The organism is Rickettsia canadensis str. McKiel, from assembly GCF_000014345.1.
Classification (GTDB): Bacteria; Pseudomonadota; Alphaproteobacteria; order Rickettsiales; family Rickettsiaceae; genus Rickettsia; species Rickettsia canadensis.
Genome location: NC_009879.1, coordinates 1,057,363 through 1,069,338 on the forward strand (window position 1 = coordinate 1,057,363; position 11,976 = coordinate 1,069,338).

Consider the following 11,976-nt stretch of genomic DNA (forward strand, 5'->3'; position numbering starts at 1 on the left):
TAAACTGAAAGCAGTTATTTGTCAATACCATGATCAAGTTGGCATTTTTGCATGTATCGACTCCACCACTATCATCCCACGACTTGATCATAGGATCCAGATAAAAATGTCAAAAAAACATACGTTAAAAGTTTTTTGGATACTGTGGTCAAGCCACAGTATGACACCGGATGCGTTTTGTGATCCATACAACAAAATCTTTACAATCAGTGAATTAGTGTAATATTAGCATCTTTTATTTTTAACACTGCCCATATTTTACCGGCAGTATATAGTATTAAATTTAACACCTAAACTATACAAGCTCTATCTCCCAGAGATAATCCTTTACTATATATGCATGCAACTCCGGAGCATATTGTGCTCGCTCTAAATCACACAACACAATTATTGCTATAAAAGCTGTAATTAAAGTTAATATTTCCACAGTATCTATATTAGTGCGTTTTAAAGCAGTTAACACCTCGGTAATATTCATCCGTTGACATACCACATATGACAGTAGAGACTTTATTATTTCGCTACCTCTTTAATTTTGAATCAAAGCAAGTAAAGCTGAAGTATTAGTAATATATTATTCATGTTTTGCCTCTGCTCTTCTTGTTTTCATCAATTCATCCACTAGAGAAATTTTTTGTCCTATACCATCCATTTAATTTTTAATTTTGCTTACAGCTTTGTTAAAGCTTGAGTTGGAGTAGTAAATAAATTACATCTTCTTTATGTAACACTATATTATCACCGATTGAGAGATGAGAAGACTTTGTCTAAAAGCTGAAGGAATAATAACTCTCCACCTCACCAATCTTAGTATGCATCACTTCTTTAAAATTCTCTTTTTTATGAATTTTGTCCTTTATTCGTTTTTTTGCCATGTTAATAATATTTAATGATGAATATTTTTTAAATTTTGTCAAATAACTATAAAAATGTCTTTTAATATCTTTTAAGCTCAGTGTAAGAGAATTAAATTAACATCGTGACGTATTAATTTTATCCATGTAAATTTAACATAAAATGTTAAATTTGCATAAATAATGATTTAGCATTTTTTAGCACAAGAAATAGCAGAATGGATATCTCCTAACCCCCTTTATATTTAGACTTAGAGAAGCTTTCAGATTTGGCAAAATTATCCGATCCTAAACTTTACTTTCAAACTCATACTAACCACTTAGTTATTATTGATGAAAGACGTCATCATAGACAAAAAGTTAAACAATTCTTACTTCTTGGTTCTGTTTCTAAAGAATTATTAAAATATTCTTCAAAATCGTTAGCAGGTCGTATAATTTATACACAGCTTTGTGGTTTTAATATAATATTCAAGAAATTAGAAAAGCCAGATATATTGATGATAATTTATTATGGCTTAGAGGTAACTTTCCCTATAGCTTTCTCGATGCTTTGGATAATCGAAGTATGGATTGGCATCAATCTTTCATAATGACTTATTTAGAACGTAAAATACTACAACTCGGCTATATAAATATACCTACAGAAGTTTTACGTAGAACCTGGACTATATTCGCTCATTGCCAAGGTGATTTATTAAATGCTAGCAAAATATTCGGGAACCTTGGAATATCAGTACCTACTATAATGAAATATATAGAGCTATTTGAAGATTTATTTCTCATAAGATTGCTAAGACCCATGGTCGAGTAATATAAAGAAACGATTAGTTAAAACCATTAAACTATACATTTGTGATAGTGGTATCTTACATGCATTATTAAATATTAAATCTTAATAATAAACTACTCAGAAATTATATTCTCAGACGAAGTTTTAAAGTATTTGTAATAGAAAACATTTTACTATATAAGAATAAAATGAATAGCTGCTTTCATAGAACCGCCGTAGGGACACAAATGTAGATTTAATACTAGAATCAAGCTTACGGCAATTAAAATTAAAAGGTCTCTTACTCCTTCTATATCCAAAGGTTTCTATAATGCATTACAAGATTTAAAACCAAAGAAAGCTTATTAGAACCTGGGCAATGATAAATATTACTTAAATTCATAAGTTGAAGTAGTACCTTTGCATCATCTTCTTGATCTATTAAAAACAGAGCTACAATACTGTCATAATTTACTGATTTATTCTTACTTTACAAATTCTTTCAGTGATTTCTTGCAACTTTTCTCTATCCACTAAATATAAAAGCTATTCTTTACTAATTTTATAATTTCTATCATCATCAACATATACTTTTTAAAGTAACTCAAAACATTTTTTTGTTCTTCGGTTAACTGAGAGAATACCGTCCATAATTCATTAGTATAATTTTCTACCATGCTACCTAATGCTTCTTATCATACGACTTCTAGTTTAGAATTAGAAAAAACGAATAAAATAGTATTGTAAAGATTTTCTGTAGCTTGATGTAACTAAAAAGCACATTTGTTTAAATTACCTCTTAGTAAAATATTATAAACATCAATAAGACATTCGTTAGCATTTTTAAACCACTCTTCTAATATTTTTTCATCTCGCTCCAAGGTAACTCCTTAGCTTCACTAAGTGTAAATTTACCGCTATCATATAAAAGAATACTTTTTTCCGTATAAAATAACATCCTTTTTCTAACTGTCTCTTTTATTTCATTTTAATCTTAAAGTAGCATGCCCTTTATATTATATTGACCTTTTGCAGTATAATCAAAAATATCAGTATCATTATGATAGCCGTCAGGTAGATCACGCAGCCTATCACCTATAGCAAAAGAGCCACACAAGATAATCATAGCGATTTTATCTTGTACAATATCTAGATTTGCTGCACTATAAAATGAAGTCTAGTACTAATTTTAAGAGAACGTTTGGGTAAAGTGGTTTTTATTTAAATTCTAATACTTATTCTTATCATTATACACTCCCCAAATTACTTTCTTTGAAATCCAACCTGTGTAATCCTTACAAGTAATTTGACAAAATTGTTCTTTACATTTTTTCAAGCCACAACGAACCTTAGGCATTAATTTTACTATAACTCGGCTTTTAGGATTGACAGATTTGGTAAGCTCTATTTCTTTATCACCAATAACAACTACTGATCTTTTACCTGATAAAACACTTGAATGTATCCAGCCACCTTCACCGTTAATATCACGTACTTGTCGCCATTGTTCGTACTCTGCAATTATTTCTACTGGCTCACCTTTTTTAATAAAAACCCATTCTATGGCAGATTTAGTGGTTGGTCCGCTCCTTGCATTTACTTCATTAGATTTAATTGAAACAAATCGTGGAACAGGCAATTTTTTATTATCGGCATTAATTGTTGTTGATAATATTATAGTAATTAAAATGATAAAAACTTTAATCATTATCTTCCGCTTCAGATAAAGCATCCTCTTTTTTTGCTATTATATAATTACCAAGCCTAAATTGCACTTTTATTCTATTAATTTCCTGCTCACTAATACCTATATGTTTTAAGACTGTTCCACCAATTTGTAATCCCGTCTCATAGCTTTCCGGAATAATAGTTGTAGCCCCTAAATCATAAAACTCTCTAGCATTTTTTAAATTTTTTAACTTAACGACAACAGGTATATCCTGATAATTATCGCTAATTGTTTTAAGCGATTTCTTGATAGTTACTTGATTATTCATAGTAAGTATTATAGCGAATGCTCTTTCCGTACCTAATGCTTTTAGAGTATCGGCTTGCGATACATCACCTTTAAAAACCGGCAAACCGTTTGATAGTTCTTCTTTGACTCTATCATCATCTAAATCAAGTATTACATAACTTACACCTTCTGCTTCCAAAACTCTTGCTACCATTTGACCGGTATTACCGAGTCCGGCAATAATAATATGCTTTGTTAAATCTCTTGCACCAAGCTCTATCATTTGAGTTGGAGTTTTACTGAGTCCTTTATCAACTTTCTCAGCAATCTTTCTCCCTAAAGCTGCAAGTAGCGGCGTAAGTGCCATAGTAAAAGTAACTACAAGTAATAATATATCGGCTGTACTTTCTTCTAATATTCCACTATCTTTGCCTAAACTGAATAATATAAAACCAAACTCCCCGCCTTGCGATAATAACAAGCCTGAATAAAAAGCAACTCCTTTATTAAAACCAAATAAAATACAAAAAGCCGTTATAATTAAGGTTTTTATACCTATTAAAGCAATAGATAAAGTAAGGATATGAGATATCTTTTCATACATTTCTAAAGCATCGATATTCATACCAACGGTCATGAAAAACAGTCCTAAAAATAAACTTTTGAAAGGATAAATACTTTCTTCCGCTTGCAATCTAAATTCAGTTTCTGCAACTAATACTCCGGCAACAAACGCTCCAAGAGCTAAAGATAAACCAAATGTTTCAGTAGCCCAAGCAGCAGAAAGTACTATTAACAAAGTCATCGCAATAGGTAACTCGCTTGCATTATTACTTTCTGATGAAATGAATAAAAATACAGGGCGAAGTAAAACACGACCGACAATAAATATTGTAAGTAAGGCCGTTACAGCTTTTAAGAATGCAATACCAAGGGCAGCTGCAAGCGAGGCTTGATTGTTACCGGCAAGTAACGGAACTATCACAAGCAATGGCACTACAGCTAAATCTTGTAGTAAAAGAATTGCTAAAGAAATTCTTCCTATTTGTGTCGATTGACTACGATTTTCCTCAATAACCTGCATAACAAGCGCTGTAGATGAGAGTGCAAGACCACCACCAGTAATAATAGCCGCACTACTATTACCGTCTATAAGTACCATTGCACCAGCAATTACTATAGCAGTCGTTAAAACTTGCAAACTACCAAGACCAAAGACATATCGTCTCATAGCTTTTAATCGTTCAAAAGATAACTCAAGACCTATCGCAAATAATAGGAATACCACACCAAGCTCACCTAGTAACTTAGTTTGATCGTATGTTACGATTTTTAAACCGTGATCACCTATTGCAGCTCCGGCAATTAGGTAACCAAGTACCGGACTTAGTCTAAAACGCTTAAGTATAGCCACGATAAAAACCGCAGTACCGAGTAAAATTATAACATTAATAATAATATGATCGTTCATCTTTTCCAAATTTCTTCTAGCTTAAAATACTCCCGTGCTTCAGGATAAAAAATATTAATTAAAATAGTACCTGTATCTATCAGCACCCATTCTGATTTACCAAGCCCTTCAATATTACTATTTATACCGGCATTATTTTTTAATTCTAAAGCTACATATTCAGCAATTGCTTCAACATTTTTAGTCGAACGACCGCTAGCAAATATAATATAATCAGCTAATTTATGTTTTCCTGTTAAATCAATTACCTCAATATCTTCTGCTTTTTTTTCACTTAAACATTCTAAGATAAATAATTTTAATTCTTCTGCTGCTTTTTTCATAATAATTAATGAATGACATAATTTTATATTAATTGATTATATGCATAAGAGTAGCTTTTATCAATGCATGTTTAAAATTCTGTAATAAAAATTCATATAAAGCTTTACTTTAAGCAAAAAAAACTTTAATTAATATTTAAATTAATACTAATAAAATAATGGCAATATCTGCAGAAGAGTTAGAAAAAATACTTAAGGAATCCTTTCCAAACAGTATAATAAAAATTACTGATTTAGTAGGAGATCAAGAGCATTATGCATTAGAAATATCAGATGTTCAATTTAATGGACTTTCTTTAATTAATCAACATAAATTAGTAAAAAACGCCCTGTCTGAAATATTAAATAAAAAACTACATGCAATAACCATAAAAACTATCACAGTTCCTAGTCTCTGTAAAGATTACTAAAAAGATTTAATTTTCAAGCTAGCAACTCTTGTAGTCTTGATATTTTTACTCTTTTTTATTAGAAATTATTTTTGGTAAGGTGATGTTGATATTAGATTTTGATTGTCCTGAGTCTATTGGGATTTTGTGAGGTGCCTCATTATTGGCTTTTAATTATATAAGGAATAAAATTGAATTTTATACTCTATTAATTTAAATTTACTCTCAGTTGTTTTTCTATCCATTTTTTATGTTTTTGTTCATCTAAAAGACTTTTTTTTAAGGTTTTTGATGGATCATGCCATTTTATTATTTATTATACCCATTTAATCTTTCGTAAGTAGTATTAGTATCTTCTTCATTTGTACACATAGCATATAATTTTATCATCAACTACATCAGCAAGTATCCACTTTACCTGTTGTAGCAGGATTGCCATTATTACTGTATGGGCCTTGCTTCCAACATTGGTGATACTGCCGTTGGAGCCTGTGTGGCCACCATAGCTTAAGCCACCACTACCTCTACGCAGTTGATGCTGGGCCATTATAGCCTGTGCTACCTATAGCTCCCCACCTCACGCTAGAATAACTTATACCATCCTGACCTCTGACCAACTGAAGGAGTATATCGGCCAACATTATTACTAAGTACCCCTTGTTGATGGGCTGTATACACTATTACCACCTGCAGGTGAGTTACCACCCGTACTAATATTAGAACCTATACCACTTGGAGTAGTACCGCTGCTACCTATTGATGGACACCGTGTGTTCCAATATTACCGCCTAAGTACCATAACCAAAACCACTGCAAGAGACAGGAACAGCTTTATTAGCGGGATTGCTTAGGTCACTTGGGATAAATACACCTCCAATTATAGAAACGCCCGTCAGGATATCACCTCCCATACCAAGATCATTAGGACCAAATCCAACCGGTGCCACACTGTCTGTAATCATAGTATATGAAGTATTATGCTAGAGATTGCTAGGCGTTACGTTGTAACCACTAGGAACACTAGGAGGAACATATATATTGTTAACTACATTGCCAGCAGTTGGAAACGTTTACATAGGACTAAAAACTCCAATGTTTGGACTGACAGATAGACCTATTGTAGTAATAAGAGGTATAGTTATTCTATGTGTGTCCATTTGAAGGTCTTTGAATTATAGGTAATAGGTGTTCAACTACTGCACGTCTTTGTCATACAGGGATATTGACTATAACATTACCGACAGGAGTGTTTATTAAAATTTTGATGATATATTATCTATTGTTACATACCCTGTTTATCTATATAGGTAAAAGTACAAATGAATTACAATCTGCCATCTGACAAAACCTCCTTCATTAGCTGTAACATTAAACAGTAGATTTGTTGCATTACTGACTATTATATTATCTCCTGCTGCACCAATAATAGGATAAGCACTACCTTGCCCGATAGCAGCAGGATTATTTTGTGCAGTAAAAAATACTTTGATTCATTTGATAGATCTATATAGTACCACCGCTTGCTAAGACTATATTACTGCTATTAGCATTACCTGTGTGATCAGCATTTATCGTATCATAGAATACTTTAATAATAAGCTCACTGGTAGGAGTTGCCCCGATCCCATATAAGGGATCTTATTATTACCAAGATCAAAAGTTATATTACTTCCTGAGATATTACCACCCAACATTTAAGCTAGTGTTATCTCCGGTAAACATAATCGTTGATTGATCAGCAACTATGCTATTTGTTCCTAAATCTGATTGAATAAAGACTTTTGCTTCGGTACAAAAGTAATAACATTAGTACCGGTTAGAGGTTTTTGTAACCACACGTCATCGTTAAATTTATGACTACCACCGTTAATCGGTGCTTGTACAAGCGCAGTATCAATGTATTCAACTGGAGAGTTACTACTGCTACCTTTTTAAAACTATCTAGAACGCTTTTTGTTTTATAATTACGTTGTTGGTCTCAGCACTTTAACACCGCCAACGGTTTGCCGCAGGTATGTATACCTAAACTTCTACTGTTATTACCGGTAAATACTGCTGATTTACCGGCACCAATAGTAATTATCTTTAGCATAGGTATCCCCTGTTACCGGGGCTTTATTATTACTAAACTGAACTTAGCTTAAAGACTTAAATTCTCAGCATCTACATCATCGGTAAAGCCGTTATCGGCATTAAAAATATTGCCGTACCTTGATCCTTTGTCTTGGTTGTTATACTAGAGTAAAAATCTTCACTGTCGATTGTGATTTTACCGTCACTGTTAAGCTTCACGGTTTAAGGTAATTTGAGCATGAACCAAACGGCAAGGGTACCTGTTTTGTTAAATCACTTGTTATTGCAAGAGTATGAATTTTATTGCCGGTAGTTGTAGCCACACAAAATACACGTGTATTAGCAAAAGTTAATGTAGCAGATCATGAAGAAGTAAAATTGATATTGTTAACATGTACTTGGTTATTAAGTGTTACATCTCCAACTTTTATTTGTGTGATCCCTAAAGGACTAGTAGCCGTAAGCATACACCTAGACCTAGAAGCATTATATATTTTAGGATCAGCATCATCAAACCTTACCCCGCCTTTTATATTAATAGGAGCAGGATTGATAGGACAAGGAGGGGTACAATTGAACACTCCTGCAAATGATATATTACTTGAATCATAATCAATTATTACATTTGAACCTAGGTAAATATTAACACCTTTAATAATACTATCAGGATTGCTATTAGGTTACACCAACACTTAAGGTTCCATCTAGAACCCAGCTATCATGTTATTACCTATATTACCTTGGACACTACCATCTTAATTAAATGTTAAGTTAACAGCTGTACCACTGGTTTCGTTGATATTACTGGTTAAATTAGTAGCTTGCATAAATATTATATCACCTGTGCCGGTTCCTTAAATTTCAGCAATTGACATATTATCGCCGCCGTTAATTGTAACAGTACTATTGTCAGCCCCGGCTTTATTGTAGCATTGCAAGGTTTGTAATTGTATGCGTTGAGTTTCTGTTACCATCAACCGTACCTATTACCCATAAACACTACGCTACCATTAGTACCGCCGGTACTTGTTATATTACCCGTAATTGCTGTCGGTATATGTATATTATTTACTATAATAACTAGCAAATACAGCACTACAGGCATTATTTTGGAAATCCATATCACCATTAACATATACAACCATAAGCTTATTAGCACCTGAAAAAGCATCTGCATTGACGATTCCTATAGCAAGCTCCCTGGACACCAAGACGTCTATACTCTTGGTATTAATCTCAGTTACTTCTATTGTACCAAGTCTCATAAATTGTATTTTACTTATCGAATTTACTTTTGTTCCTATAGCACATACCTATTAACTGTACTATCTATTATTAACTTTATATTAGTATTTTTTGCATTTTAACCCAGTATTTGGAATACCCGGATCTATATAACCTGTTAAGGTTATAATACTATTCTTGCCCCTAGATATGATAGTCATTAATCTAAATACTGATGCAGGATTTACAAAAGTTTTACACCCGGAGCATTTAATGGGAACTCACTGTTTAATGCATCAAAAGTGCGTAAGTCCAAAGCCCGTATTATTACCGATATTGATTTTATGAATCTTAGGGCTAGCCGCAGTAATTGATTGGTCAGCAAATACAGCTCCATTTGCAATATTTAAGTACTACCGTGTTATACTTAAAGGCTATTATACCTACAACTTTGACCTCACTAGCCTGCGGTAACATTTATAGCGTAAGTACAGCGCATCCCTTACCAAGTGTTTCAGCACACAGGTAAGACCTTGAAGCTTAAGCAGGGTATCGCCCATACTACTTAAATTGACCATACCACCTCCATTAGCAACTCTGTCCAAACTATTAGCAATAGGTAACTTGTTGATTTTTGTTAGTAGTTAACCAAATACGGACTTAGTATTATTTCAAGTATTTTAGCCGTTAATACCTAAATTATTTACATTTCATTTGTACCGATTGTTTCTAAAAGACCATCAGTTGAACTTAACTGAATCACACTGCTAGCCCAACCCGCACCGGGATTTAAATCCCCGTTCATAGTAGTAGTTACATTACCGTTACTTGTATAATATTTAATGTTGAATTAGCATTCTTGAATTTCATATAGTACTAATATTAAAATTCGCAGGACCATCGACCTAATCCCCATCGATCAAAAATATATTAAGCCTTTTTGTATTTCTGCTTCCATTACCGCTATCTACATTCAGTGTAATATTCCAGCTAGTATTAGAGACGTGTAATATCAATTCACCAACTAAATTATTGGCTGGCACTACAGGTATCGTAGCTGCAAATTCTGCCTGATTTACAGATTCATTACTCACTATATAGGTATAATCATGATCAAGTAAGTTGATATTTTATACAGGCTGTATATCCATAATACCAAGTATCAGTATTAAACTCAAGCACCGTTGCATTTCCAATATTAAATATGAAGCCGATAGTAAAGCGCCATTGTAAGATTTGCTTGGCCCTGAATATCAGCTACTATACCTATTTACGTTAAAAGGAATTTTATCATCACTACCGAAAAAAAATATATGTAGACTTAAAAATTAAATACTAACAGTGTTATTAAAATTAAAGCTGTGAAAATAGTAAGTGTGCCCCAGTACTTACCCTGGTCCCCTTATACTTATTTGGGGTACAAAAGTAGGAACTGTCACAGCTGCTTCTGCTTGTGTAACCGACATACCTGTTAAAGTGATGTTTGAAGAAGCAAGTAATATCTACCTTTAATGATACAATCGGTTGAAGAGGATCATGATTAAGATTAATAGTTACGTCTAAGGATCAGGTCATTCTGCACAGTCATTACTGCATTGTCAAAGGTATCTAAATACATAGCAGGAATTGCCGGTAATATCCGTAGTAAAATTATTTACTCTACCAAGGGTTACAAACGAACCGGCTACGTATGGTCCACCTCACTCCCATCAGATATTAAACTATTAAACCCAGTGTTGTTACGATTTGGTTAGCAGTATCAAGGACACTCATGCTTGCAAGCATCACTGCTACAGTTGATGCTAACATACTGATGCTAACATGCTTTTTTTATTAAATTTTTAGAGTATTTTTTGTTGATATCTCCTAAGTCTGGAGTTAATTTCGAAATTAAAATTTTAGGCTAGTATTGCTTAACAAATATAAATATTCTGCATTGCAGGCAGATTTTTTGAAAACTACTAACAAAATGTAGGTTAAGATAAAAAATCTTAATGTTTTCATTATGTTGTACTTTTACAAAAAGTTAATAATAAAATTAAGTTTTTATTCAGGGCTTTAATTAATATTAATAATAAAAGAGAATAAGAATAAATGATTAATAATTATTTAAAAGAATAATTTTGTTATATAAATAACATATTTTAATTGAAGAACCTTAATTAAATACTAAATGATATACAAAAATACTTAAGAAATAAAGAATTTTTACATATAAAAGGTAACTATAAGTTACCTTTTCTTATTTAGAATAAATTTAATAGAAATTTGGTAAATCGTATATAAAACTTAAAGAATACGAGGATAAAAACTATATATTTTGGCTTCTCAATGACAACAGCAAAATTTGATTAATTTTTGTGACTCTTATGTTATTCCTGCGGAAGCAGGAATCGAGAAAATATAATCTTAATATTATACAAATATTACATATAAACTAAGTTTTTGATATGTGTTACTAGATTCCTGCTTCCGCAGGAATAACATAATGACACTTAGATATAAACAAAACCACTTTTTCTAGGCAAAATCTATAAATTTGTAAATAAACAAATTGATTTGCTATGAATAATAGACTATAATAATAAACATAAATTAATTCTCGGGGCGTAGCGCAGCCTGGTAGCGCATCTGGTTTGGGACCAGAGGGTCGGGAGTTCGAATCTCTCCGCCCCGACCATAAAAACATAAATTATAATGTCAAAAGATGACCTAATTCAGTTTACGGGTACAGTACTTGAGCTTTTACCTAATGCTAATTTCAGAGTAAAGCTTGAAAACGATCATCTAATTATTGCTCATACTTCCGGTAGGATGCGTAAAAATCGTATCAGAATACTACTAGGCGATAAAGTTACAGTTGAAATGACTCCTTATGATTTAACTAAGGGACGTGTGATTCATCGTCACTAA

At 32.5% G+C, this 11,976-nt stretch carries 15 protein-coding genes and 1 tRNA gene; 7 read left to right on the plus strand and 9 right to left on the minus strand.

The features are described from left to right. Positions 1-295: 295 nt before the first annotated feature. A complete protein-coding gene (locus A1E_RS04605) occupies positions 296-478 on the minus strand; it encodes a hypothetical protein (protein ID WP_012149140.1) in 183 nt (60 codons plus the stop codon). 645 nt (positions 479-1,123) lie between these two features. Here A1E_RS04605 and A1E_RS04610 point away from each other — a divergent pair. From A1E_RS04610 to A1E_RS07535, 3 genes are read left to right on the plus strand one after another with little or no spacing between them, the layout of a single operon-like run. Beyond that, positions 1,124-1,447, plus strand: a complete 324-nt coding sequence (locus tag A1E_RS04610) for a hypothetical protein (protein WP_012149142.1) — start codon at positions 1,124-1,126, stop codon at positions 1,445-1,447. Then, on the plus strand, positions 1,447-1,668 hold the full coding sequence (locus A1E_RS04615; protein WP_012149143.1) for a DUF4143 domain-containing protein: 222 nt from the start codon (positions 1,447-1,449) through the stop codon (positions 1,666-1,668). The genes A1E_RS04610 and A1E_RS04615 overlap by 1 nt, the downstream gene beginning before the upstream one ends. Positions 1,669-1,693: 25 nt before the next feature. Further along, positions 1,694-1,753 carry a hypothetical protein gene (locus A1E_RS07535; protein ID WP_410524329.1) on the plus strand — a complete coding sequence of 20 codons (60 nt, stop codon included), beginning with the start codon at positions 1,694-1,696 and terminating at the stop codon, positions 1,751-1,753. An 867-nt stretch (positions 1,754-2,620) separates the two neighbouring features. Here A1E_RS07535 and A1E_RS07190 read toward each other — a convergent pair. The 4 genes from A1E_RS07190 to rsfS form a co-directional block, all read right to left on the minus strand. After that, complete coding sequence (locus A1E_RS07190; RefSeq protein ID WP_012149145.1) at positions 2,621-2,752, minus strand: hypothetical protein; 132 nt, start codon at positions 2,750-2,752, stop codon at positions 2,621-2,623. Between the two features lie 102 nt (positions 2,753-2,854). Beyond that, positions 2,855-3,334, minus strand: a complete 480-nt coding sequence (locus tag A1E_RS04620) for an SH3 domain-containing protein (RefSeq protein WP_012149146.1) — start codon at positions 3,332-3,334, stop codon at positions 2,855-2,857. Then, the gene (locus A1E_RS04625) at positions 3,327-5,054 is read right to left on the minus strand and encodes a cation:proton antiporter domain-containing protein (protein WP_012149147.1); all 1,728 of its coding nucleotides are present in this window, start codon (positions 5,052-5,054) and stop codon (positions 3,327-3,329) included. The genes A1E_RS04620 and A1E_RS04625 overlap by 8 nt, the downstream gene beginning before the upstream one ends. Beyond that, the gene (gene rsfS / locus A1E_RS04630) at positions 5,051-5,377 is read right to left on the minus strand and encodes a ribosome silencing factor (RefSeq protein ID WP_012149148.1); all 327 of its coding nucleotides are present in this window, start codon (positions 5,375-5,377) and stop codon (positions 5,051-5,053) included. Before rsfS ends, A1E_RS04625 begins: the two co-directional genes overlap by 4 nt. 158 nt (positions 5,378-5,535) lie before the next feature. On the opposite strand from rsfS, the gene A1E_RS04635 reads away from it, so the two are divergent. Beyond that, positions 5,536-5,787 carry a BolA/IbaG family iron-sulfur metabolism protein gene (locus tag A1E_RS04635; protein WP_012149149.1) on the plus strand — a complete coding sequence of 84 codons (252 nt, stop codon included), beginning with the start codon at positions 5,536-5,538 and terminating at the stop codon, positions 5,785-5,787. A gap of 767 nt (positions 5,788-6,554) precedes the next feature. Here the strand turns inward: A1E_RS04635 and A1E_RS06350 are convergent. Both A1E_RS06350 and A1E_RS07195 read right to left on the minus strand, forming a co-directional pair. Continuing rightward, complete coding sequence (locus tag A1E_RS06350; protein WP_012149151.1) at positions 6,555-6,728, minus strand: hypothetical protein; 174 nt, start codon at positions 6,726-6,728, stop codon at positions 6,555-6,557. A 1,201-nt stretch (positions 6,729-7,929) separates the two neighbouring features. Beyond that, the gene (locus A1E_RS07195) at positions 7,930-8,058 is read right to left on the minus strand and encodes a hypothetical protein (RefSeq protein WP_269146069.1); all 129 of its coding nucleotides are present in this window, start codon (positions 8,056-8,058) and stop codon (positions 7,930-7,932) included. Between the two features lie 84 nt (positions 8,059-8,142). On the opposite strand from A1E_RS07195, the gene A1E_RS07015 reads away from it, so the two are divergent. Further along, positions 8,143-8,451 carry a hypothetical protein gene (locus A1E_RS07015; protein ID WP_041405256.1) on the plus strand — a complete coding sequence of 103 codons (309 nt, stop codon included), beginning with the start codon at positions 8,143-8,145 and terminating at the stop codon, positions 8,449-8,451. A gap of 361 nt (positions 8,452-8,812) precedes the next feature. On the opposite strand, the gene A1E_RS07020 is transcribed toward A1E_RS07015, so the two are convergent. Both A1E_RS07020 and A1E_RS04655 read right to left on the minus strand, forming a co-directional pair. After that, on the minus strand, positions 8,813-8,974 hold the full coding sequence (locus A1E_RS07020) for a hypothetical protein (protein WP_231259266.1): 162 nt from the start codon (positions 8,972-8,974) through the stop codon (positions 8,813-8,815). Between the two features lie 994 nt (positions 8,975-9,968). Continuing rightward, positions 9,969-10,157, minus strand: coding sequence for a hypothetical protein (locus A1E_RS04655; RefSeq protein WP_012149157.1), 189 nt, complete (start codon positions 10,155-10,157; stop codon positions 9,969-9,971). Between the two features lie 1,509 nt (positions 10,158-11,666). Between A1E_RS04655 and A1E_RS04660 the strand changes: the two genes are divergently transcribed. Both A1E_RS04660 and infA read left to right on the plus strand, forming a co-directional pair. Beyond that, positions 11,667-11,743: transfer RNA gene (locus A1E_RS04660), tRNA-Pro, on the plus strand. A 17-nt stretch (positions 11,744-11,760) separates the two neighbouring features. After that, a complete protein-coding gene (gene infA / locus A1E_RS04665; RefSeq protein WP_012149158.1) occupies positions 11,761-11,976 on the plus strand; it encodes a translation initiation factor IF-1 in 216 nt (71 codons plus the stop codon).